Raw genomic sequence first — 23918 nt, forward strand, 5'->3', positions numbered from 1 at the left:
AGCGGAACGTTGAATCTTGCAGCCATCGCCATCGAGAAGAAAACGGTCACCTATTTCGCCGCTTTCCTGCTGCTGGTCGGCGGGATCTCCAGCTTCTTCAACCTAGGTCAACTCGAGGATCCGGATTTCACCATCAAGACGGCCGTGGTGGCGACGACCTATCCCGGCGCGAGCCCGGAAGAGGTCGAGCTTGAAGTCACGGACCGTCTGGAACTGGCGATCCAGGAACTGAAGCAGATCGATTATGTGAAATCCTTCTCGCGCGCCGGTTATTCGCAGATCTGGGTCAATATCAAACCAAGCTTCTCCTCCGCGGAAATGCCGCAAATATGGGACGAACTCCGTCGCAAGGTCGGCGATACCGCACAGCAACTCCCTCCGGGCGCCGGTACACCCCAGGTAATTGACGATTTCGGAGATGTCTACGGATTGCTGATGGCGGTGACAGGGGACGGCTTCAGTCACACCGAAGTCAGCGAGTATGTCGATCACATCAAGAAGGAGCTCAGTCTGGTCGAGGGTGTCGCCCGGATCGACCTCTGGGGCGTGCAGGACCGGGTCGTCTATCTCGACGTCCGTGAGTCGCAGCTCTCGGAACTGGGGCTCAGTGACAGCAGTATCGTCCAGACCCTGAACGAGCAGAACATCGTGGTCGATGCCGGCGCGCTCGAGTTGCAGAACCGCCGTCTGCGGGTCGCCCCCAGCGGGTCGTTTGCAACACCGGAAGATATCGGCAATGTCGCAATCCGGCCCTCGACGACCGACCTGCTGCGCGCCGCGACCGGAGGCACCGCGATATCTCCGACGGAGATTGTCCGGATCGGCGATATCGGGACGATCCGGGAAGGCTATATCGATCCGCCGCGGCAACTGATGCGATTCAACGGCATCCCGGCAATCGGCATCGCGATCGCCAACCAGCCGGGAACCAACGTCGTCACCATGGGAGAGCGGGTCGATGCCCGCCTCGCGGAGCTGGTCGCGCAGCTTCCCATCGGGATCGAATTGCAGCGGGTGCACTGGCAGTCGGACGTCATCGACGAGGCGGTGTCCGGATTCTTCGTCAGCCTGGCACAAGCCGTCGCCATCGTACTGGTCGTGCTGACCCTTGCCATGGGCTGGCGGATGGGCGCCATCATCGGCACCGCCCTGATCATGACCATCCTGGCCACGCTGATCTTCATGAATCTGTTCGGGATCGATCTGCAGCGCATGTCCCTTGGAGCCCTGGTGATCGCGCTCGGCATGATGGTCGACAATGCCATCGTCGTCGCGGACGGCATGGCGGTGCGACTGCAGAAGGGCATGCCGCGCAAACAGGCCGCGATCGAGGCCGCCAACCAGCCCGCATGGCCGCTGCTCGGCGCGACCATCGTCGCCGTGCTGGCGTTCTTCCCGATCGCCGCATCGGACGAGAATGCCGGTGAATACTGTGCCAGCCTGTTCTCCGTGGTCGGGATCTCCCTGATGGCGAGCTGGCTGATCTCTGTCACCGTGACGCCACTGCAATGCATAGACATGCTTCCCGCGCCCAAAGGCGACGGCTCCACCGATCCATTCGACAGCCGGTTCTATCGCCTGTTCCGGACCTTCCTGGCACGCTCCATCCGACTGCGCTGGCTGACCCTCGGCGGAATGGCCGCGCTGTTGGTGCTATCGGTCCTCAGCTTCGGAAATGTCAGCAAGCTGTTCTTCCCTGACTCCGCCATGACCAAATTGATGGTCGATTACTGGGCCCCGGAGGGAACCCGCATTCAGGATGTTGCCCTGGACCTTGAGCGGATCGAAGAGAAGCTGGCGACGGACGACCGGATCGAGGCCGTGACGACCTTTGCCGGCAGCGGGCCGCCGCGCTTCTATCTTCCGGTCGAACCCGAAGCGCTCTCCTCCTCATATGGACAATTGATCGTCAATGTGCGTGACGCCAAGGAGATCAATGCGATCATCGGCGACCTGACCCCGTGGTTCGCGGAACAGTTCCCGGATGCGCTGGTGCCGATGCGCAAGTTCGGGGTCGGTCCGGGCACCACCTGGAAGTTCGACGTCCGTTTCAGCGGGCCAGCGGAGGCCGACCCGGCCATCTTGCGCAGCCTCGCCGACGAAGGCCTCCGGATCCTCGCCGCCTCCCCGTTGGCTGGCGAGATGCAGACCAATTGGCGCCAGAGGGTCCAGACGGTCGTCCCACGCTACGCCCAGGTCCGCGCGGGCTGGTCCGGAATCTCCCGCGAGGACATCGCCGATGCGACAAAGCTCGCTTTCGACGGACGCACGATCGGGCTTTATCGCGAACAGGACGAGCTCGTTCCGATCATTATGCGCAAGGTAGAGACGGAACGACAGAATGTCGGCGGGCTTGAGGTCCTTCCCATAAGGTCTCCCTCTACCACCCGGTCAGTGCCGCTGGCGCAAGTGACGGACGGTATCGCCACGGAATGGGAAGACCCGATCATCTGGCGCCGCGACAGGAAGCGGACCATCAAGGTGCAGTCCAACCCGGTGGCAGGCGTCACCCTGCCGACCTTGCGGGCGTCCGTGGTGGAAGCTTTCGACAAGATCGAGCTGCCGCCCGGCTACAGCATGGAATGGGGCGGCGAATACGAGAGCTCCCGCGATTCCCAAGCCTCACTGCTACCGGGTGTGGTTCCGGCGGTCGCGGCGGTCCTTTTTATTATCGTCGCTCTGTTCAACGCCTTCCGGCCACCGCTGATCATTCTCGCGACAATCCCCTTTGTCATGATCGGTATCACCGCCGGATTGCTTGGCACCGGCACGCCCTTCGGCTTTGTCGCGCTGCTCGGCGCCATGAGCCTCGCCGGCATGATGATCAAGAATGCGATCGTTCTGCTTGACGAGATCAATCTGAATCTCTCCGGCGGCATGTCGCAATATGACGCTGTCCTGGGCGCCGGTGTCTCACGGCTGAGGCCGGTGGTCCTGGCCGCGGCGACTACGGTTCTCGGGGTCGTGCCGCTGCTGCAGGACGTATTCTGGGTCGGCATGTCGGTTACGATAATGGCCGGTCTGACATTCGGCACCTTCCTGACCATGGTGCTGGTCCCCGTCCTCTATGCAATCTTCTACCGGGTCCGGCAACCCGCCACCTGATGCTTCGTTGCGGGAGGACCGATGCTCTTTCTTGAACTGGCAGTCGCCACCGCAGCGGTCGCCGTTGCCATCCTTGTGCAACTTGCGGCCACGCTCGTCCTCGCTTACCGGGTACGACAGGTTCTTCCTGTCTGGACAAAACACCATCCGGCGCCGAAAGTTCTCGCACGCGTCGCCCTCACAGCCTTTGCATTATTGTTCCTCGGCCACATTGTGCAGATTTGGTTATGGGCGGGGCTCTATATCGTTTTGGGCGAATTTACCGACCTTGAGACGGCGCTCTATTTCTCAACGGTCACTATTTCCACGCTCGGGTATGGCGACATCGTCCTGTCGCAGGACTGGCGCCTGCTCGGTGCGATCGAGGCGGCCAGCGGCATCCTGCTGTTCGGATGGACCACAGCGATGCTCGTCGCGGTTCTCATGCGGGCCTGGCAGGATGCACAAAGCACAGCCCCCTCATTGGAAAGCTGAGACTGGCTGCGGGACGCGGATAACCAAACCGCGCTGACCACAAGGTTACAGCAACTCAAGATTACATTTTTATACCGCCACGACTACCAGGATTGAACCATTTAAGTACCTTTTCAGCGCCACCCGATGCTCATTAACTCTCTTTGCCGACGCAAGGAGGGGCGTTTGACCGATCGCAGGATCACGGATATAGAGACGGTCAACTCGTCATAAAAAGTCGAGAGCGTGACCGGAGAGTGTCTATGATCAGGAACGGCATAAAGCGCGATCTGATCGCGGCCATCGCCGCTGTTCCGATAGCGGTATGTCTAACCGCCGGACTGGCCCGATCGGAGACTACGGTCAGTCCAGCCTCGCTTCAGCAGATAGAAGAACACCTCGCCGCCGCAGACGATCTGCTGCTTCAACCAACCTCACAATCAGGTGACTTGCTGCTTCAACCGGCGGAGGATGGTGCCGCTCCATCTGTAGCGCCTGCTATTGGCGCTCCTGCCCCGGCGGATGAACCGGAGGATACCACCGGGACCACACCGGCGGCAGCTGCCGAGCATGAGAAACTGTTCGCCGAGAACCGCTTCCCCGCGGCCACGACCTGCGCCACCTGCCATCCCAAGCAGTATGGGGAATGGTCGGCGTCACAGCATGCCTACGCCCAGCTGAGCCCGGTGTTCCTGACCATGCAGGCGGCGATCAACAACAAGACCAGCGGCACCAACGGCGACTTCTGCATTCGCTGTCATACGCCGGTCGGCATGAACCTGGAAGAATCAGTCTACGTCTCCAACTTCGACCGGCATCCGACATCGCGCGAAGGCGTGACATGCATCGCCTGCCATCGGGTCAACCGCAATTACGGCAAGATCAGCGGCCGTCTGGCCATCGTCGAAGGTGACCTGTTCGAGCCGGTCTTCGGCCCCAAGGGCGACGATGAACTAAAGCGGGTTCTGGATCAGCCGGAGACCTATCGCGTAACGACCGACCGCGACGCGCCAGGCCGGGCCATTCACACCGAGGTCGAGCGGTTCTTTCCGTTGGTGACCTCCGGTTTTTGCGCTACCTGCCACGACGTAACCCTGGTGAACGGCTTCCGGCTGGAAGAAGCCTTTGCCGAATACCATCAGTCGCCAGCGTCCCAGGCCGGTGTGAGCTGCCAGGACTGCCATATGGGCAAGGAGCAGGGCACGGCCTCCGGCTACGAAGAAGGACCGGCGGCAATTGTCGGCGGCGTGCCGACGCAGCCCCGCAAACTAGCCAGTCATTTCTTTGCCGGTCCCGACCACTCTATCCTCCACCCAGGCCTGTTCCCGATGAATGTTAAGGCGCAAAGCTTCAAGACCATGCGGGAATGGATGGCGTTTGACGACGCTGCCGGTTGGGGCACAGACGCATTCGAGGACACGGCGCCGCGCGACCACCCCTTCCCCGAAGCCTGGCGCTCGATCGACGACCGCTACGACGCGCGCAAGATCGTTCAGGAACAGATACAGCGGCTGGAGAAAGCGGACGAACGGCGCCTCGAAGTCCTGCGCAACGGCCTTGCACTCGATGAGATCCAGATCCAGTCCGCCGAGCCCGGCGCACTCTCCTTCTCGGTGGCGGTCCGCAATATCACCGACGGCCATTCGGTGCCGACCGGCTTCGACGCCGAGCGCCTGATGTTTCTGGAGGTCACGGTCGCCAATGCCGACGGGGCGGTGATCTACCGCTCAGGTGACCGCGATCCGAACGGTGACCTGCGCGACAGTCATTCAGCCTATGTCCATGCGGGCGAACTGCCGCTCGACGAGGACCTGTTCAATCTTCAGTCCAAGTTCCTGGTCCGCCTGCTGCGCGGCGGTGAGCGCGAACAGGTATTGCCGATCAACACCTCACAGGGCGTGCTGCCCTTCGTCCGCCCCGAGGCATTGCCGACAACGATCTACGGCCGCCCCCGGAATACCCGAAAGCACAAGCAGACCATCGATCCGCTGGGCACCCGGACTGCCAACTACACGATACCGGCTGATGCGCTTACCGGTTCGGGACCCTATGGGATCTCCGTGCGCCTGCAGGCGCAGATGGTGCCGGTAAACCTGATCCTTGCGATCCAGGATATCGGCTTCGATTACGGCATGAGCCCGCGTCAGGTGGCCGATGCGGTGGTCGACGGCACGCTGACAATCGCCGAGCGGCAGGCGACCGTGACCCTCGAAGCCACGAAACAGGCGGCCTCCCAATGAGCCGGGCACTTTCCTGGAGCCGGTTTTTGCCGGTGGCGGCCATGCTGTTTGTCGCGTCCGCCGCATCCGCAGAGGTAAAGACGCTCTCCGAAGAGCCGATCCCCTACAAGGGGAACGCCCTGCCAGAACGCACGAAGCCCCTGCTGGAGATTGGCCCCGCCCTGCTCGGCACCGGCCCGCTGGATCCCGGCTTCGAGCTGCCGACGGGCGCCGTGTGGCAACCCGCCCTCTGGGTCTTCGGCCAATACCGCACCGGCGTCGACATCTACAAGAACGGCAATGCGCCGGAAGTTCAGGAATGGGCAAACCGGCTCGACCTGTTCGCCAACCTGCGGCTCAGCGGCACGGAGCGGGTGCTGTTCGGACTGTCGCCGTTACGCGACGAAGGCGAGTTCACCGGCTATCACCGGCGGCCCGAATCCGAGGAAGGCTTCGACAGTAATTTCAGCGGCGAGATCACCGCCCTCTTCTTCGAAGGCGAAATCGGGGAGATCTTCCCCGACGCGGATCCCTTCGATGCGGGAGGGCTCGATCTCGGTTTCACAATCGGCCGCCAGCAGCTTCTCTTTCAGGAAGGGTTGCTGATCAACGATACGGTCGACGCCGTCGCCCTGACCCGCGACACCATCACCATCCGCGACCATTCGGTCGACACCCGCCTCACCGGCTTGTTCGGTTGGGGTCACATCGACAGAGACGACAACGAGCGGGACCACGACGCGCGACTGTTCGGCCTGTTCTCCGAGACCGATTTCGACACCTCCACGGTCGCTCTGGATGCGATCTGGGTGACCGGCGGCGAAAACGACAGTGTCGAAACCGACGGACTGTTTCTCGGCGCCGGAACCACCCAGCGGATCGGCAAGGTGAATACCGCCTTCCGTGTCGCCCAGTCTTTCGCCCTCGACGAGACTTCCCCGGCGGTGGATACAGGCACCCTGTTCCTGGCTGAGCTGTCCGGCGACCCGATGGGCAATGACGACGTGCTCTACGTCAATGCCGCCTGGGCCGTGGACCGTTTCACCTCCGCGGCGCGCGATCCGATCGCCGGAGGCCCGCTCGGCCCGGTCGGCATCCTGTTCGCCTCCCCCGGCCTGGGTGACTACGGGACAGCGCTCAACAACCGGGCGGAGAATGTCGTCGCAGCCGCGACCGGATATCAGATGTTCTTCAATCAGGAACGCACACAGGTTGTCGCCGAGATCGGCGCCCGCCTTGCGACCGATGCGGATCAGAACGACGCGGTGGCCGCCGGACTGCGTTTCCAGCAGGCACTCGGCGCGCGTGTCGTCCTGCAACTCGACGGCTTCGTGTCGCGTCAGGAGAACCAGGACACCGGATACGGCGCACGCTCCGAACTTCTGGTGAGGTTCTGAGCCGATGGCCGGGGTGATCGAGACAATCGGGTATGTCATCGTTGCTGGCACCGCTGCCGAGATGGCACTCGGCCTTTTCGGCACCTGGCGGCGCGGATATCTGGAACGCCGCAGCTTCGCAGCCGAGGCAAGCTTGTTTGAACGCCGGGTCGCGCTGTCACTGAGCCGAGCCGAAGCCGAACGGGATCTGACCATCAATTCCTGGAGCGGCTTCCGCAAGTTCAAGGTGGCGCGCAAGATCCGTGAGGCCGACAACATCCATTCCTTCGAGCTGGTCGCCCATAATGGCCGGCCCTTGCCACAGTATCTTCCGGGCCAGTACCTGACCTTTCAGGTGCGCATCCCCGGCCAGACCAAGCCGCTGGTGCGCTGCTATTCCCTGTCCGACGCCCCCGGCAATGACGGGCGTTACCGGATCAGCGTCAAGAAGGTTCAGCCGCCGCCCGGCACGGAGCACGCTTCCGGAGCGGTGTCGAGCTATCTGAACGATGTCGTGCGCGAAGGCGATATTCTGGACGTACGCGCGCCCGCCGGGACTTTCCACTGCGATCCGGCTTCAGACCAGCCGATCGTGCTGATCGCCGGAGGTGTCGGCATCACTCCCCTGCTGAGCATGCTCAACAGTGTGTGCAGCACTCCGACAGAGCGAGAGATCTGGCTGTTCTACGGCGTGCGTAACCGCCCGCAGCATGCATTTGCCGAACATATCGCGGGCCTGCGGCACCTGTATCCAAACCTGCATGTCGTGACCTGCTACAGCGATCCGACCGAAGCCTGCGTGCCAGGCCAGGATTACGACCACGCGGGCCGGATCAGCCTTGAAATTCTCAAGGCCAGTTTGCCATCGACCAACTACGCCTTCTACCTGTGCGGACCGGCACCGATGATGGAGGTTGTCTCTGGCGAGCTGCGCGACTGGGGTGTACCGGCGGACGACATTCGGATCGAGGCATTCGGGGCTGCCACCGTGCAGCGCCAGCCGAGCGAGCGGCCCGCAACAGCTTCCGACCCCGGTATCGAGATCCGGTTCGACCGCTCCGACAAGGTTCTGGCCTGGGACGAAACCGCGGGCTCGATTCTTGCACTCGCCGAGAATAACGGTGTGGTGCTGGAAAGCGGCTGCAGGGCCGGACATTGCGGCACCTGCGTGGTCGCCATCAAGGCGGGAGAGGTCGATTACGTTGCCGAGCCGGCCGTGACGCCTGAACCGGGCACCTGCCTCGCCTGTATGGCGGTGCCGCGCGGCAGGGTGACACTCGACGCATGATTAAAATGGAACGAGACGGATACACAAGCATGGACAACATCATGAGTAAGTGGGCTTCACGCTACCTTGCTGCGGCGGCGTCATTGCTCGTCATTCTAGCGGGCCTTTCCGTCTCTTCCGTATCCGCGCAAACGAGTGATGAGCATTTCAAGATGATCGGGCCTGCAAAGTGTGCCGAGTGCCACAAGACCGAGACCGAAATCTGGAAGGGGACGCATCACTTTTCCACCTTCACTGAATTGACTCGCAGGAAAGAAGCCAGCGACATCGCCGAGCGCATGGGCATGCGCCGCATCAAGTCAGAGAGCCTTTGCCTGAACTGCCATTTCTCGACGGCGGAGACCGCCAGCGGCGATCTTGAGCCAGTAGCCGGTATTTCCTGCGAAAGCTGCCATGGGGCAGCCAGCGCGTGGCAGCCGATACATAGCGGCTTCAGCGGCAAGAAGGAGGGTCAGGAGACCCCGGAGGAGATCGCTCTCCGCTGGGAGAAGTCCGAGGCCGCCGGCATGATCCGTCCGAAGGACATGTATCGCTGGGCCAAGAACTGTTTCTCCTGCCATGTGGTGCCGGAAGAAAAGCTGGTGAATGTGGGCGGCCACAAGGCCGGCAGCCCATTCGAGCTGGTCGCCTGGTCCCAGGGCGAGGTGCGCCATAACACCTGGCACAACAAGGGAGCCAGCAACGCGGCTGCGTCCCTGAACGACAAGCGCCTGATGTTCGTCGTTGGCCGTGCGGTCGAGCTGGAAACGGCGCTGCGGGCCGTCGGCAAGGCGACACAGAAGGCCAACTACGCAGTGTCCATGGCCAAGCGCGCTCAGGCCGCCCGCCAGGCAATCGCCGCACTCGAGGGTTTCCTGAAGATCGCGGAGCTGACCGAAATGGGGACGGTGGCGAACAGTGCCGGCCTCAAGCTCAACAACGACGCGGCCCTTTCGGCCGTGGCGGACAAGGTCGGCGCCCTCACCCGGGAAATCGCCGGCAAGTATGACGGCAGCAGCTTCGGTGCGATCGACAAGTATCTGCCGCAGGAATCCGCCTACAAGGGAGTTCCGGCCCGCTGAGGGCCGCATTGATGTCCGCCCAGACAACAGCGATCAGCCGTCCGCGGCGCTGGGATAATCCGTTCGACCCCGAACTGTCGACGGCGGATGTCGAGCGGATATTGACGGCACCGGTGTTCCGCGACCTCGATCCGGACCGGTTTCCGCCGGGCCAGTCGCTGCCGGATATCGTCCGCAACGATGCCCGCATAAACCGCTATCAGCGCGGCGACATCGTTGTGCTCGAAGGCGATTACGGTAATTCGGTTTTCGTCATCCTGTCCGGCGCGGTGAACGTGCTCTACGGCTATCTGCCGGAAGTCGGGCGGCCTCCGCCCCGCGCGCGCCGTCCGTTCTGGAACGCGTTGGCCCAGCTATGGCGCAATTCGCGTGAAAGCGAGACACGGACCCTGTCACCATCTGCCCGCGCGGTACATCTGCGCTCCGACCGGGGACGCGCCTATCTGCCCGATATCGAGCGGGTCATCGCGGAACATTCTGTCACCCTGCTCGAACATGGCGACATGTTCGGGGAAATCTCCGCCTTGTCGCGCTCACCGCGCACGGCAACTGTGGTCGCCGATACGGACTGCGAGTTGGTTGAGCTGCGCTGGCAGGGCTTGCGTGATTTGCGCGCCCGCGATCCGGACCTGCGCGAGAGGGTCGACCACCTGCACCGCACCCGCAGCCTTCTCGCCCATCTGTCGGAAAGCCCCCTGTTTGCCCATCTGGACGAAGCGACCATCGCCCTCGTCGCCCAGGAAATCCGTTTCGAGAACCATGGCACCCAGGAGCTGTTTCCCACAGGCGAGCTGCCGGCCGAGAACGACGGATCCCTGGCGGGAGAACCGCTGATCGCGGAAGAAGGCAGTCTCACTGACGATCTGATCATGATCCGCGCCGGCTTCGCCAGGGTGACCGAGCATCTCGATCACGGTGACCGGACGGCCGGGTATCTGAAGAACAATGACGTCTTCGGCCTGGAGGAACTGGTCAGGCAATGGCGCGGGAACCAATCGGTGCCACTGCGTAACAGCCTGCGCGCGATCGGCTATCTGGATATTCTCCGCGTGCCCGCCGTGGTGATGGAGCGCTACGTCCTGCCGACCATCCCAGAGCACCTGCTGCCGCCGATCACGGATGCGGACATGCGCTCGACACCGGTCTGGAAGCGCGATGATAGCGCAACCGGGATCGAGCAGCCGCTGGTCGACTTCCTGATCGACGAGCGGATTATCAACGGCACCCAGTCCATGGTGATCGATCTGGACCGCTGCACCGGCTGCGACGATTGTGTAAAGGCCTGCGCCGCAACCCATGACGGCAACCCGCGCTTCGTGCGCCAGGGTCCGTCCCACGACGATGTCATGATCGCCAATGCCTGCATGCACTGCGTCGATGCGGTTTGCCTGATCGGCTGCCCGACCGGCGCGATCCACCGGGACCTGTCCTCTGGCGATGTCCATATCAACGACGATACCTGCATCGGCTGCGGAACCTGTTCGCGGAGCTGCCCGTACGGCAACATCGTCATGGTCGAGATCGCCGACAAAGCGGGCACCGTCATAACCGACCGCGAGACCGGAGCGGCAATCCGCCGGGCGACCAAGTGCGACCTCTGTGCCGGGCAGCTCGGCGGCCCTGCATGCCAGCGCGCCTGCCCGAACGACGCACTGGCGCGCCTCGACATGAGTAACCCGGGAGAGTTGGTCGCATGGCTGCGTCGCTGACCCGTTTCACCCGACGCCGGGCGCGCAACACGGCCCTCGTCGTCGGCGCCGCCGTGCTCCTCGTCGCCATTACCCATCTGGCCGAGGCAACCCTGCACGACATACGGTTCGTCACCGGCTGGACCCTGTTCGGGCTGATCGTAGGGCTGGCACTGTTCAATCTGCGGCGCCGTATTCCCGTCCTGCCTCTTGGCAGCGCGTCGGACTGGGAGCAGGTGCATATCTATGGCGGCTGGTTTGCGGTTGCGGTGTTCCTGACCCACACGGGCGCCGGTCTGCCGGATGGTCCGCTTGAGATCGCGCTCTGGATTCCGTTCGTCGCCGTCACGATCAGCGGAACGGCGGGCATCTGGCTGAGCAGGGTTCTGCCGAAGCGCATGCGCGATCACGGTGCGCGTGAGCTCTACGACCGCATCGCCACCCGGCGCGCGGAAATCGCCGCCGAGGCGCAGGCTCTGGCCATATCCTCTGCCCGCGACACCGGATCGGTCACCATCGCCGACTACTATCAGAAAGAGCTAAGCGCGTATTTCCAGCGCCCGCGCAACGCGCTCGCCCATCTGACCGGATACCAGGGCCATCTGCGCCTGCAGCAGCAACAGATCCAGTCGCTGCACCGCTATGTGGATGCTCGAGGGCACAAAATCCTCAACCGATTGTCGGAACTGGTCGAGACCAAGGACGACCTCGACTACCAGTTTGCCGCCCAGTCGGCGCTCAGGCTCTGGCTGTTTGTGCATGTGCCGCTCGCTTACGGCCTGCTGATCCTTATCGCGGTCCATGCGGTTCTGGCGCACGCCTTCGAGGTGGGACCGTCATGAGTACAACGGGAACCAATAGCGGCATGTCCTCCTACGACCGCCCCGACCGGCAATGGCGGTGCGGCCGGCTCGCCCTCGGTCAGCCTTGCCCGCACGGGCCTGATGCCGCCGGTGCCTGCCGCGGCATGGCCGATTGTGCGCCGGTACGCCGGGGAGACCGCTGGCATTGCACCCGCCCGCAAAGTGCCGGCGGCCCCTGCGACGCCGGACCGGCGCCCGACGGTCGTTGCTCGGTCCAGCGCCCGCCCTGTGTTCCTGTGCGCAGTCTCAGCGCACTGCGTCGCCGTGTAACGCGGCTGGTCGTCGTCGCCGTGATCGGTCTGGTCATGATTGCGCTTTCCGGCACCGACCGGGAAGCCCTGCTGTCCCCCGGGCCGCTTACCTTCCAGCACAGTGTGGTCGGCGGGTGCGCCGGTTGCCATCAGGGTTTCGACGAAGGCCCCGCAGGCTGGGTGATGACCGCTGTCGGAATGTCGCAGGAGATGAACGGAGACCACACCTGCCGCTCCTGCCACGAACTCGGCCCACATGCAGAGCGCGCACACTCCCGCCCCCCGGCAACGACCGCCGCCCTGACAGACGCGGCATTGCAGCGCCACACCAAAGAGGGAGCCGGGCAACCGCTGGAATTCAAACTGTCCGGATGGCTTTTCACAGATACCGGCACGCCAACATCCACGGTCGGGTGCGCAACCTGTCACCGTGAGCATAGCGGCGTAGACGCCAGCCTCACCGAGATGCCGGAAGGTGCCTGCCAGACCTGTCACGCCGTGCAATTCAGCGCGTTCGGGGACGGCCACCCGGAATTCGGGGAGACTTTGTTCGACCGCCGCCTCCGCATCGCTTTCGACCACGCCGCCCATCTGGACCGGCATTTCGGTGCCACCGAGAGTGCGGGCAAGGCGCCGGAAACCTGCACGTCCTGCCACCTGCCGTCGGACGACGGGCGGGCCATGCAGACGGAGAAATTCGAAACCATGTGCGCATCCTGCCACCAGGACAACATATCCGGTGCAGGCGCGATCGGTCCGAAGGGGGTCGCGTTCCTGACGGTACCGGGTCTGGATTTGCAGGAATTGAAGGCCCGCGGCGTCGATATCGGCGATTGGCCGAAATGGTCGGAGGAACCGCTCACCCCCTTCATGCGGCGTCTGCTGGAGGATGACAGCTCCGTAGCGCTCGCTCTTGAGCGGATGGACGGACTGGACCCGATGGATCTGCGTGACGCCGAACCGGACGACATCAGGGCGGTGACGGAGGTCGCCTTCGCGGTCAAGCACCTGATCGGCGACCTGCTCGCAGATGGCGTCCAGGCAGCGGAGAAGCGGCTGGCGAATGGGCGAACGGACAAGGCTTCGGAGCAAGTAAGCACAGATCAGACCGGCACCATGCTCGGCCATTTGCCAATGGAAGTGCTGCAGGCAGCAGCCAGAGACTGGTTCCCGACGCTGGCAAGCGAGCTGGCCGGACAGCTCCCGACACTGCCGGAGATGATACCGGGCCCGGCATCGGCAGAGAGCGCCCCCCCTGCCCCCGCTCCGTCGCTCGGTCAATCTGATATCCTTGCGTCTGCACCAGACCAATCGGACATCCTTGCTGCACCAACAACGGATCAGTCCGACATCCTCGCGCCCGCGCCGGACCAATCGGACATTCTCGCGGCGCCATCAACGGATCAGTCCGACATTCTCGCGCCCGCGCCGGACCAGTCTGACATCCTTGCCGCACCATCGACGGATCAGTCCGATATCCTGGCATTGCCGTTGACCGGCACGAGCAATGCCCTCGCGCCTCCACCGGAGTTGGCGCCGACATCTCCCGTCACCCGGGCCGAGACCGCCCCGCCGCCAACGCGGATTGAGCCCAACGTTTCTCCCGAAGACTGGATGCGGGCCGGCGGCTGGTATCGTAATGATTTCGCTCTGCTGTACCGGCCGACAGGGCACGCGGATCCGTTCATGCAGGCCTGGATCGACCTCGCAGCGGCCCCGTCACAGCAGGACGGCGATGGCGCGTTGCTGGCCACCTTCGCCGGTGCTCAGGCGCCGGGCACATGCCTGCGCTGTCACAGTATCGACCGCGGCGAGGACGGAACCGGATTCGTCAATTGGCACCCCGCCTCCCACGATCCCGCCACCCGGGATTTCGTGCGCTTCTCCCACAGGCCACATTTCAGCCTCATCGCAGAGTCCGGTGGTTGTCAGACCTGCCACACCGTGATCCGGCCAAAAGGAACAGGATCCGTATCCGCATTCCAGGACCAGTACCGCCAGAGCGATCCGCACGCCGAAATCGTAGCGGGTTTCGCGTCACCGACTGTCGCCACCTGCTCTGAATGCCACACGCCGGGGCGCGCCGGAGATACCTGCACCCAGTGCCACGCCTATCATGTCGGCACCTTCGAAACACCGACCGTTCCGACCAGAATGCGGGTGCTCGCACCCACGGAGTGATGACACGAACGGATCGTAAGAGATCACTTTCTCAGCACCGCCGCGATGCGCTCGATACCTTCGGCGATACGGGCGGAGGGGATCGAGGAATAGGCCAGTCGGTAATATTGGACGTTCTCGTCCGCTGCGTCGAAGAAGGCCTCGCCCGGTTCGATCAGCACGCCTTGGCTGCGCAGCGATAGCGCCAGCTCCGCGGTATTGACGCCGTCCGGCGCCTTCATCCAGAAACTGGAGCCGCCGAAACCGCCGGTTCCAGCCACCTCGAGACCGCACTCACGGATCGCCTTTTCCATCACGGCGCGGCGGCGGCCGTAGGCCTTGCCGATGCGATTGACCATGCGGTCATGATAGCCCCGGGAGAGGAAATACGTGGTCGTGCGCTGCACGCTTCCCGGCGGATGCCGCAGCACCATGGCCCTGAGCGCCCGCGCCTCCCGGATGAAGGTCGGCGAAGCAACGATGTAGCCGAGCCGCAAGCCGGGAAACAGGGATTTCGAAAAGGAGCCGATATAGATCACGGAACCCGCACGATCGAGCGACTTGAGTGCGGGTGTCGGCTGCTGAGCGAAGGACATCTCGAATTCATAATCGTCCTCAACGATGATGAAATTGCGCTCTGACGACAGCCGCAACAGCTCCAACCGCCGGCTCATCGGCATTGTGGTATTCGTCGGACACTGATGGCTTGCCGTCGTGAAGACCACGCTGAGCTGATCGGGCAACCGTTCCGGCGGCAGACCGTTCTCGTCGACATCGATCGGCACGGTCCGGCAGGAACTATGCCGCAGCACTTTCCTGAGACCAGGATAACAGGGGTTCTCGATGACCGCCGTGCGATCCCCTGTGAGCAGCAGCTGCGTGCAGATCCAGATGGCGTTCTGGGCGCCGAGCGTGAGCAGGACTTCCTCGGGCCGGGCCGAGATCCCTCGCCGCGGCAGCACGTTCCGCACGATATATTCGATCAGCTTCGGATCGTCCTGCTCATACCGGTCCGCCGTGACCTCTTCGAAGTCCTTGCGGCCATGCGCTTCCAAAGCGCACCGGCGCCAGTTGTCATGGTCGAACAGACTTGGATCCGGCTGTCCGTAAATGAAGGGGAATTCGTAGTCGCGCCAGTCCGGCGGCCGAAACAGATTCATTGGATCGGAATAATGAGCCCCGAGCGCCCGCTGCCAGTCGACTGTCTCGACCCGCGCCGTATCGCCGAGCTTGTAGTCGGGAGGGCGCGGCGCGTTCTCGGAAATGAAGTGGCCGGATCTGCCCCGGGACGTCAGATACTCACTTGCCACCAGTTCCGCATAGGCCAACGTCACCGTGACCCGGCTCACGCCGAGCTGCTGCGCCAGCATGCGGCTCGACGGCATCTTTTCCCCCGGCAGGAAACGGCCAACCAGGATTCCCTGGCTGACCATCTGCTGGATCTGTTTCTGCAGTGTTCCGCCGAACTGCGGATCGAGGTGAAACTGTGTCGCCTTGATACCCATCAGCGGAACACCGGCAGCCGGGAGCGTTTATTTTCCGGAACCGAACACGGCCGTCAGGGCATTGTCGATGGCGCCAGTGATCTGGTCGATGTCCGACTTGGTGGCAATCAGTGCCGGGGACAGGCAGAGCGTGTTGTTGTAGCCCGGGATCGACCGGTTGGTGACGCCAATGAGCACGCCCTCGGCATTGCAGTGACCGACCACGGCCTGGCCCTTGATCTCGTCCACCGGCTCCTTGGTCTCCCGGTCAGCGACCAGTTCGGCACCCCAGAAAAGGCCCTTGCCGCGCACGTCGCCGATCACCGGATGCTTGTCCTTCAGCGCAAGCAGATTCTGCTCCAGACGCGCGCCCATGGCGGTCGTGTTTTCGAGCAGCTTCTCGTCCTCGATGATCCGCATGTTCTCAAGCGCCGCGGCCGGGCCGGAGGTGCAGCCGCCAAAGGTCGAGATATCGCGAAAATAGCTCATCGGATCGGACGCGTCGGCCTTGAAGAGATCGAAGACCGCTTCGGTGGTCACGGTGCAGGAGATTGCCGCATAGCCCGAGGCAACGCCCTTCGCCATGGTGACGATGTCCGGCTTGATGCCGTAATGCTGATAGCCGAACCATTCGCCAGTCCGGCCGACGCCGCAGACCACTTCGTCGAGAATGAGCAGGATGCCGTACTTGGTGCAGATCTCCTGGACCCGCTCCCAATAGCCTTTCGGCGGGGTGATGACGCCACCGCCTGCGGTAATGGTCTCAAGGCAGAGGCCACCGATGGTGTCCGGGCCTTCACGCAGGATGACTTCCTCGATCGCATCGGCGGCACGCTCGCCGTAATTCTCAACCACGCCATACTGGTTGCGATATTCGAGGCAATGCGGCACCTCCACAAAGCCCGGCGTGAACGGGCCGTAATGGGCCTGACGCTGCGGCTGACCGGCTGCCGAGAGGGCGGTGATGGTCGTGCCATGATAGTCCCGCTCCCGATAGAGGATCTTGGACTTCTTGCCGCCATGGTGCTGCGCGGAGATCTGGCGCACCATCTTGAAGGCCTTCTCGTTCGCTTCCGAGCCGGAGTTCGAATAATAGACGCGGGTCATGCTCGGCATCTTGGAGATCAGGCGCTCGGAGAAACGGGCGCCCGGAACGGAACCGAGGGCGCCTGCGAAATAGTTCATCTTCACGAGCTGATCGCGTACCGCGTCGGCGATGGTATCGCGGCCATAGCCGACATTCACCGTCCAGACGCCGCCGGACACCGCGTCGAGATGTTCCTTGCCGGTGATATCCCAGACGCGCATCCCCTTGCCTTCGACGATGATCTTCGGATCTACCGTCTCGAACATCTTGTGCTGCATCAGATGATGCCAGACATGCGCCTTGTCGGAGGCGACGACATCGGAAAGATCGTTTTCGAATTGCGTGGTGCTCATGGCGCAGGGTCTCCAGGGTCCGGCCGCAGGAAAATGCCGGCCAAATGAAATCGTCAGCTCGCAGAATTACACAGTCGCGGCGCGAACCATAAGTCCAGATTGCACCTGCGGATAAGACCAGAATATCCGAGCCTGCGATGGAGCGGAAACAAAACAAGCGCCGGACAGAAGTCCAGCGCTTGTCTGATTTCGTTTACCCGCTCTTTGTAACCACTTACCAGCGATCATATGGGCCAGCGATCACACAGGCCGGTGATCATATTGGCGCCTGGCAAACCCCTGCGGCTCTGTCAGCCTTAATCGACCCACGGCGCCTTCGGCTTGGACTCACCCTTGCGGTGCGGTTTCTTGGTCCCGGACTTGCCTTTCGGCTTACCCGGTTTGCCCTCTCCGGCTTTCGGTTTGCCGGACTTGGCATGCCCCGGTTTTCCGTCACCGGATTTCGCATGTGCGGGCTTTGCATGTCCCTCACGCGGCTTGCCGAATTTCCCGCCCGGCTTGCCCGCGCCATCCTTCGGCTTTCTGGGCTTCTTTGCCTTGTAATCCGGAGCCGGCCGCGCATCGGGAGCCGAGGCTGGCGCCGCGTCAGCGGCTTCCGTGACAACGTCCGCGGCAGGGCGGCCCTGAGGCGCGCGCTTGTCCCGCTGACGCTTCATCGGACGATCGCCCGGCTCCGCATCGGCCCGAGGCCTGCGGGGCGGACGCGGGGCACGCGGCTCCGACGACGCCTCCTGTTCAGCAGGGGCGCCGGACATCCGGTCCACCGTGATGCTCTTCTCTACCTTGCGGCTCGGGCCAACCGCCGCCAGAAACTTGTCGACTGCCTTGGGGTGCAGCTCGACGTGGGTTTCGGTTTCCTGGATCTTGATCGCGCCAACATCAGACTTGGTGATGTCGCCGGTGCGGCACAGCATCGGCAACAGCCAGCGCGCTTCCGCCTTGTGGTTCCGACCGACCGAGAGGCGGATCCATACACCGTCCTCGAAATCCTGCCGGCGCTTGCGCGGCTCACCGCGTTCGCCACGATCGCCCCGGTCGCCACGATCCCCGCGGTCTCCACGGTCGTAACGCTCACCGCCCGAGGGATCGTTCATCAGCTCTTCGGGTGCCGGCAGCCCGGCCATGCGCTTGCGCAGGAAGGCGATGGCAACGGCCTCGGCGTCATAACGAGAGAGCAGCTCCGCCGCGAAAGCGCGTTCTTCCTCAGTGGTCTCGCCGCTCAGATCCGCATCTTCCAGAATACGCTTGCGATCCAGCGCCAGAATCTCGTCCGCGGTCGGCGGCTTGCCCCAGGTCGCCTTGATATTGGCATTGGACAGCATGCGCTCGGTCTGGCGCCGGCGCGAATAGGGTACGATCAGGGTGGAGACACCCTTGCGCCCGGCCCGGCCGGTACGACCACTCCGGTGCAGCAGGGATTCCTGGTTTTTCGGCAGATCCGCATGGATCACCAGTTCCAGGTTCGGCAGATCGATTCCGCGGGCCGCCACATCGGTGGCGACACAGACCTGCGCCCGGCCATCCCGCAACGCCTGCAGGGCGTGGGTTCGCGCGCTCTGGCTCAGCTCGCCCGACAGAGCGACAACCGAGATGCCCCGGTTGGTGAAGCGGCTGGTCAGATGGTTCACTGTCGCACGGGTGCTGCAGAAAACGATGGTCGTGACCGCATCCGAATGCCGCAGCACGTTGATGATCGCGTTTTCCCGATCATTCGGCGCGCAGGCCAGAGCCCGGTATTCGATATCGACATGCTGGTTCCGCTCCCCAGCCGTGGAGATACGAACCGCATCCTTCTGATAACGCTTGGCGAGAGAGGCGATGGTCCGGGGCACAGTGGCCGAGAACATCAGTGTCCGGCGGGTTTCCGGCGAGGATTTCAGGATGAACTCCAGATCCTCCCGGAAGCCGAGATCGAGCATCTCATCGGCCTCGTCCAGCACGATGGCTTTCATGCCAGACATGTCCAGCGACCGGCGCTCGACATGATCGCGCAATCGTCCGGGCGTACCGACGACAATATGTGCGCCACGCTGCAGCGCCATGCGTTCGGTCCGCATATCCATGCCGCCGACGCAGGACACCACCGAGGCGCCGGTGAATTCATAGAGCCATTCCAGCTCTCGCTTGACCTGCAGGGCCAGCTCGCGGGTCGGTGCGACAGCCAAGGCAACTGGAGAGGATACCCGCTCGAAGCGTTCGGCATCGCCCAGCAGGGTCGGTGCCATGGCCAGCCCGAAAGCAACCGTCTTGCCGGAGCCAGTCTGAGCCGAGACCAGAGCGTCGGCATCCTGCATTTCGTTGGTAATGACCGCCTGCTGAACCGGGGTCAGCGTCTCGTAACCGCGCTTCGCCAATGCTTTACCGAGCGCCGGAACAACGCCTTCAAATTCTGTCATGTCATGTCTTTCGGAATGCCTGCGATCGACCGTTCGGGAACCATGTTTCCCCCGGTGGGATCGGCAGTGCGGCGCCTTGCGCGCGTGATCGAATTAAAGTGGCGCGCAACATAGGCGTGTAAGCGCCGGATGTACAGCGTTCCGGCGCGCATACCTGCTGAGCATTTCCGGTACCGCGACGCCATTGCGTGTTGCGCCAGACGCAATGCTTGAACGGCACCGCCTCCGCAAATTCAACATGTTCGTCTGACAAGTACCGTCCGTAATTCATTGTACGTTTCAAGCTCTAAAGGCACACTGAAGGCTGATTCGAGAGGATAGCAGAACGTGGTTTCACAAGCAGAATCGCAGCCTGAAGGCGCGCAGCAGGCACTCAAGCTCAATCTTGGCTGCGGCAAGGTGATCCGCGACGGCTGGGTAAATCATGACATCATGCCCGGGCCGGGCGTCGACGTAATTTACGATCTTGAGACATGCGGGATCGAACCGTTTCCGCTCCCGGACGATTCAGTCGAAGAGATCCATGCATCGCATCTGATCGAACATATCGACCGTGTGCTGCCATTCATGCAGGAGATGTGGCGGATCGCGAAAAACGATTGTCGGTTCGATCTCAAGCTGCCTTTCGGCGCGACCGACATGGCCTGGGCCGATCCGACCCACAAGCGGCCCTATTTCATTCGCAGCTTCGACTATTTCCAGCAGCCGTTCTATAATTTCGCGGACTACGGCTATCGCGGCGATTGGGGTACCGACGAAGTCACCTTCCTCATCCCGAAGAGCGTCGCCGGATCGAATACCGCTGAAGAGCTGATGCACCGGATCAACACGGAGCGCAATCTGGTGGCGGAAATGCAGGTAAACCTGATCGCCTTCAAGCCCATGCGGCCGAACGACAGGGCCCTGATGACCATTCCCAAGGTCAATTTGAACATCGTTTGAGTGCAAGAAGCCCGGAACAAGGACAAACAAATGCATCGCGTTGGAATCATCCCGTTCGACATCAGAGATGATCTGCTGGCCATTCTTTTCGTCACGTCTCAGACGCGTGGTAGATGGATATTGCCAAAGGGTAAGCGGAAGAAAGGCGAAAGCCACATGGACGCGTGCCTGAGGGAAGGTTTCGAGGAAGCCGGAGTTCGCGGGGTGGTCCTCGAAGACTTTCCGATGACCCACGTCGTCACCAAGCTGTCGGATACCGGCAAGCTCGAAATTCCGGTAACGTATTTCCCGTTTCTTGTCACCGAGCAGGCAGAGGACTGGCCCGAAAAGAAATTCCGCCAGCGGCACTGGGCCCTGTTAGAGGATGCACCGCGGGTCGCATATCCAGAGGATTTTCATCTCGTCCTCGGGCAATTTGACTCTCTCGGACGCTGGATCAGAGAAGCTGCAAGAGAGCATAAACCGCAGAAGCAACCAGAGCTGATGCCGGCACAGTGATGATCCAGGCGGCCGCGATCGACAGCACGAACCGGCGCCGAACCAATCGCCGCACCGATTTGTAGTCGCGGCTGTTAAAAGCCTCTTCAGCTGTATCATTCAGTTTGTGCCCGGGACGCACCCGTCGCTTGTTCGGGTTCTCCAGGAACTCGCGCAGGAAACCAACACCGAACACAGCGCCGACCGCAATATGAGTCGAACTGACCGGGAGGCCGAGCGTGGTCGCGATCAACACCGTGACAGCCGCTGACAGGGCAACACAGTAGGACCGCGGCGAATTCAGCCGCGTGATCTTCTCACCGACGACAGCGATAAGCTTCGGCCCGAACAGGCCTAGTCCAAGTGCGATACCAAACGCTCCGATCGCCATGACCCAGAGCGGGATAGTCACCTTGCTTCCGATCCCGGCCCCTTCGCCAACCGTCGAGACGATGGCGGCAAGCGGGCCAACGGCATTGGCGACGTCATTCGCGCCATGCGCAAAAGACAGAAGTGCCGCACCGGCGATCAGCGGCAGATCGAACAGCGAGTTCACGTCCTTTCTGGAACCTTCCAGAGAAACCACGCGACGAGCGATATACGGCCGGGACAAAAAGTACGCCGCAAAGAAAGCGAAGACCGAATAAACCAGAACCTCAATGACTGACGGATGCCAAATCTTCTTGAGGCCTTTCATCGCCATATAGGCCGCAAAGGCCGCCGCCATCAGACCGATCATGATGGGCACCCAGGTTTTGGCAGCCGTCAGGCGGTCATCGACGTTGAGGATCTTTTTCTTGATCACGAACAGGATCGCCGCCGCGAACATAGCGCCGAATACAGGAGATATGACCCAGCTTGCGGCAATAGCCGCCATGGTCGACCAGTTCACCAGGCCAAATCCGGCCGCCGCAATTCCCGCTCCGAGAACACCGCCCACGATCGAATGGGTCGTCGATACGGGGGCATTCAGAATGGTTGCGAAATTGATCCAGAGCGCGGCAGCGAACAGCGCGCTCAGCATCAGGTCACGGAATTCGCCAACGCTGACACTGTCACCTGGCGAGATGATCCCTTTGGAGACAGTCTTCACCACGTCACCGCCCGCCAGCAAGGCGCCGGCAGTCTCGCACACAGCCGCGATCAGGATAGCGCTTACGACGGTCAGCACCTTGCCGCCAACCGCGGGGCCCATATTGTTGGCAACATCGTTGGCGCCGATATTCAGCGCCATGTAACCGCCAACAATCGCCGCAACAACGACGATCAGCCAATCTTCGCTAATGCCGTGCTGCGCGCTCGCGACATAAAGGCCGACTAGGGTCAGGAATATGACCGACAAACCAAGTGGGACGGTCACCCCCTTGAGGTCAAAAAACTGGGACTGAAAATAGCTGAACCGACGCAGATCGTTGACGTACCGGTTTTCGGTTTTCTTGGGATTCGAAGACACTGGAAAGCCTGCCTATGCGTCTGTCAAAGCATTATCGCGGATTTTAATGCCACCGGCCTGAAGTCGCCGAAGACCCATCCACTCCGCGATGGTCGCGTTCGCGCTGACCTAGCAGAATTGGATGTATTCCACCACAGAAATGCTCAATCACTCATTTCGAATAATGAAATAAATAGCCAATTCAATTTTCATATGAACAGACCGACGGCAGCGGCAACACATGCAATGATGTTATCAATTTCGAAATATATTTGGCTTAATGTCCAATAATCTGCGCTTCACACACTTCTTTCACAACTGACGACAAAAGACCTCTAATGACTAAATCCGTGGTGGATGAGGCCCTTGCCTATTGGGACAGAATTGGTGGCGCAGCCTGCACACCCGCGCGCGCTGAATTCGACCCTTGCCATATCCCACGCCTGTTGCCGCACGTTGTCTTCATGGGCGTTATCGACGGGGGGCAGGATTTTCGGTTCAGGGTGATTGGGGATGTTGCCCGGTCATTCTTCTTCGAGAACTACACAGGACGTCTAATTCGGGACCTTCCTCACGTGGAGCCGGACGGTCCGCTCATCGAAAACCTTCGTCTCGCCGTCCGATCGGGGCGCCCTGTTCGCCGCCCTGTCGAATATGTAGGACCTCAAGCAGACTTCAAGAAACTCGATGAGGTCGTTCTGCCCTTGTCCGGCCCTGACGGGCTCGTGACGCATCTGCTAACGATTGTAGAGTTGATCAGCCACAGGTCGATCGAATTCTCATGATCCGCGCACTCAGCTCGCAGCAGGTCCAAAAACCATCATTCCAACGAAATGGTCCACACTTTGAGCATCGTCCGCAAGCGGCAGCAGGACGCTTTCATAAGCAAGAAATTCCTTACGGCGCCATTCCACCGTCCCATGCACCCTGATAGGGGCGCGCTCGTCCCGAACTTTACGATATAGCTTCAGGCCAGGCGCTCCGAATACCTCCCCCACGGTGCGCCCCGTATTGTCGATCCCGACCTGACTGGTGATCGTCGTTCCGATCAGCGTATAGCGAAAATCATCGATCTCAGGCTCCGGGACGACCAGGAACAGGTGCCCCAAAAACCCCTTCATCTCCACAGGGTCGAAATCGCTACGGGCAGGCAGGCCTTCCGGTCTGGCCTTCTGCTGCCAATACGAAAAAAACTCCTGCAGGCGCGGGTTTTCGAGCGCCAGCTCTGTGTCCCAATTTCCCCGAAAATCATTGTCCATCGCCTGATATACGACCCAAGCCCT

The 23918-nt window shown here is 61.9% G+C and carries 17 protein-coding genes; 12 read left to right on the forward strand and 5 right to left on the reverse strand.

Features of this window, described 5'->3' with window-relative positions:
• Window positions 1–9 precede the first annotated feature (9 nt).
• From K328_RS0108755 to K328_RS0108800, 9 genes are all read left to right on the forward strand, one after another.
• On the forward strand, window positions 10–3105 hold the full coding sequence (locus tag K328_RS0108755) for an efflux RND transporter permease subunit (RefSeq protein ID WP_028465662.1): 3096 nt from the start codon (window positions 10–12) through the stop codon (window positions 3103–3105).
• 21 nt (window positions 3106–3126) lie between these two features.
• Window positions 3127–3579, forward strand: coding sequence for a potassium channel family protein (locus K328_RS0108760; protein ID WP_036553259.1), 453 nt, complete (start codon window positions 3127–3129; stop codon window positions 3577–3579).
• Between the two features lie 242 nt (window positions 3580–3821).
• The gene (locus tag K328_RS23145) at window positions 3822–5798 is read left to right on the forward strand and encodes a multiheme c-type cytochrome (RefSeq protein WP_051284665.1); all 1977 of its coding nucleotides are present in this window, start codon (window positions 3822–3824) and stop codon (window positions 5796–5798) included.
• On the forward strand, window positions 5795–7174 hold the full coding sequence (locus tag K328_RS25725; protein ID WP_051284666.1) for a hypothetical protein: 1380 nt from the start codon (window positions 5795–5797) through the stop codon (window positions 7172–7174). The genes K328_RS23145 and K328_RS25725 overlap by 4 nt, the downstream gene beginning before the upstream one ends.
• 4 nt (window positions 7175–7178) lie before the next feature.
• Window positions 7179–8441: a 2Fe-2S iron-sulfur cluster-binding protein gene (locus K328_RS0108780; RefSeq protein WP_028465665.1), complete on the forward strand. Its 1263-nt coding sequence runs from the start codon at window positions 7179–7181 to the stop codon at window positions 8439–8441.
• Window positions 8442–8482: 41 nt separating this feature from the next.
• Window positions 8483–9502: a cytochrome c family protein gene (locus tag K328_RS23155; protein ID WP_084608223.1), complete on the forward strand. Its 1020-nt coding sequence runs from the start codon at window positions 8483–8485 to the stop codon at window positions 9500–9502.
• Window positions 9503–9513: 11 nt separating this feature from the next.
• Window positions 9514–11211 (forward strand): cyclic nucleotide-binding domain-containing protein, encoded by a 1698-nt coding sequence (locus K328_RS0108790; protein WP_028465666.1) that lies wholly within the window; start codon window positions 9514–9516, stop codon window positions 11209–11211.
• Window positions 11196–12032 carry a hypothetical protein gene (locus K328_RS0108795; protein ID WP_028465667.1) on the forward strand — a complete coding sequence of 279 codons (837 nt, stop codon included), beginning with the start codon at window positions 11196–11198 and terminating at the stop codon, window positions 12030–12032. The genes K328_RS0108790 and K328_RS0108795 overlap by 16 nt, the downstream gene beginning before the upstream one ends.
• Window positions 12029–14485 (forward strand): hypothetical protein, encoded by a 2457-nt coding sequence (locus K328_RS0108800; RefSeq protein WP_156901210.1) that lies wholly within the window; start codon window positions 12029–12031, stop codon window positions 14483–14485. Before K328_RS0108795 ends, K328_RS0108800 begins: the two co-directional genes overlap by 4 nt.
• 23 nt (window positions 14486–14508) lie before the next feature.
• Here K328_RS0108800 and pdxR read toward each other — a convergent pair whose 3' ends face one another.
• The 3 genes from pdxR to K328_RS0108815 all read right to left on the reverse strand — a co-directional run bounded on the left by pdxR (window position 14509) and on the right by K328_RS0108815 (window position 19784).
• Window positions 14509–15969: a MocR-like pyridoxine biosynthesis transcription factor PdxR gene (gene pdxR / locus K328_RS0108805; RefSeq protein ID WP_028465669.1), complete on the reverse strand. Its 1461-nt coding sequence runs from the start codon at window positions 15967–15969 to the stop codon at window positions 14509–14511.
• Between the two features lie 27 nt (window positions 15970–15996).
• Window positions 15997–17388, reverse strand: a complete 1392-nt coding sequence (locus K328_RS0108810) for an aminotransferase family protein (protein WP_028465670.1) — start codon at window positions 17386–17388, stop codon at window positions 15997–15999.
• 296 nt (window positions 17389–17684) lie between these two features.
• On the reverse strand, window positions 17685–19784 hold the full coding sequence (locus K328_RS0108815) for a DEAD/DEAH box helicase (protein WP_028465671.1): 2100 nt from the start codon (window positions 19782–19784) through the stop codon (window positions 17685–17687).
• A 327-nt stretch (window positions 19785–20111) separates the two neighbouring features.
• Between K328_RS0108815 and K328_RS0108820 the strand changes: the two genes are divergently transcribed.
• Both K328_RS0108820 and K328_RS0108825 read left to right on the forward strand, forming a co-directional pair.
• Window positions 20112–20726, forward strand: a complete 615-nt coding sequence (locus K328_RS0108820; RefSeq protein WP_051284667.1) for a class I SAM-dependent methyltransferase — start codon at window positions 20112–20114, stop codon at window positions 20724–20726.
• Window positions 20727–21224, forward strand: a complete 498-nt coding sequence (locus K328_RS0108825; protein WP_028465673.1) for an NUDIX hydrolase — start codon at window positions 20727–20729, stop codon at window positions 21222–21224.
• Here the strand turns inward: K328_RS0108825 and K328_RS0108830 are convergent.
• Window positions 21163–22656 carry an inorganic phosphate transporter gene (locus K328_RS0108830; protein WP_028465674.1) on the reverse strand — a complete coding sequence of 498 codons (1494 nt, stop codon included), beginning with the start codon at window positions 22654–22656 and terminating at the stop codon, window positions 21163–21165. The two genes, K328_RS0108825 and K328_RS0108830, sit on opposite strands and share 62 nt — an antisense overlap.
• A 317-nt stretch (window positions 22657–22973) precedes the next feature.
• On the opposite strand from K328_RS0108830, the gene K328_RS0108835 reads away from it, so the two are divergent.
• A complete protein-coding gene (locus tag K328_RS0108835; RefSeq protein ID WP_028465675.1) occupies window positions 22974–23420 on the forward strand; it encodes a PAS domain-containing protein in 447 nt (148 codons plus the stop codon).
• Window positions 23421–23429: 9 nt separating this feature from the next.
• Here K328_RS0108835 and K328_RS0108840 read toward each other — a convergent pair whose 3' ends face one another.
• A complete protein-coding gene (locus K328_RS0108840; protein WP_036553263.1) occupies window positions 23430–23894 on the reverse strand; it encodes a PAS domain-containing protein in 465 nt (154 codons plus the stop codon).
• Window positions 23895–23918: the final 24 nt, after the last annotated feature.

Origin of the sequence: Nisaea denitrificans DSM 18348 (assembly GCF_000426505.1) — a bacterium.
Taxonomy (GTDB): Bacteria; Pseudomonadota; Alphaproteobacteria; order Thalassobaculales; family Thalassobaculaceae; genus Nisaea; species Nisaea denitrificans.

What these genes read in the sequence shown, in the direction of transcription:
- K328_RS0108760 (WP_036553259.1), top strand. Translation starts at nt 3,127, where the DNA reads ATGCTCTTTCTTGAACTGGCAGTCGCCACCGCAGCGGTCGCCGTTGCC.
- K328_RS23145 (WP_051284665.1), top strand. Translation starts at nt 3,822, where the DNA reads ATGATCAGGAACGGCATAAAGCGCGATCTGATCGCGGCCATCGCCGCT.
- K328_RS25725 (WP_051284666.1), top strand. Translation starts at nt 5,795, where the DNA reads ATGAGCCGGGCACTTTCCTGGAGCCGGTTTTTGCCGGTGGCGGCCATG.
- K328_RS0108780 (WP_028465665.1), top strand. Translation starts at nt 7,179, where the DNA reads ATGGCCGGGGTGATCGAGACAATCGGGTATGTCATCGTTGCTGGCACC.
- K328_RS23155 (WP_084608223.1), top strand. Translation starts at nt 8,483, where the DNA reads ATGAGTAAGTGGGCTTCACGCTACCTTGCTGCGGCGGCGTCATTGCTC.
- K328_RS0108790 (WP_028465666.1), top strand. Translation starts at nt 9,514, where the DNA reads ATGTCCGCCCAGACAACAGCGATCAGCCGTCCGCGGCGCTGGGATAAT.
- K328_RS0108795 (WP_028465667.1), top strand. Translation starts at nt 11,196, where the DNA reads ATGGCTGCGTCGCTGACCCGTTTCACCCGACGCCGGGCGCGCAACACG.
- K328_RS0108800 (WP_156901210.1), top strand. Translation starts at nt 12,029, where the DNA reads ATGAGTACAACGGGAACCAATAGCGGCATGTCCTCCTACGACCGCCCC.
- pdxR (WP_028465669.1), bottom strand. Translation starts at nt 15,969, where the DNA reads ATGGGTATCAAGGCGACACAGTTTCACCTCGATCCGCAGTTCGGCGGA.
- K328_RS0108810 (WP_028465670.1), bottom strand. Translation starts at nt 17,388, where the DNA reads ATGAGCACCACGCAATTCGAAAACGATCTTTCCGATGTCGTCGCCTCC.
- K328_RS0108815 (WP_028465671.1), bottom strand. Translation starts at nt 19,784, where the DNA reads ATGACAGAATTTGAAGGCGTTGTTCCGGCGCTCGGTAAAGCATTGGCG.
- K328_RS0108835 (WP_028465675.1), top strand. Translation starts at nt 22,974, where the DNA reads ATGACTAAATCCGTGGTGGATGAGGCCCTTGCCTATTGGGACAGAATT.
- K328_RS0108840 (WP_036553263.1), bottom strand. Translation starts at nt 23,894, where the DNA reads ATGGACAATGATTTTCGGGGAAATTGGGACACAGAGCTGGCGCTCGAA.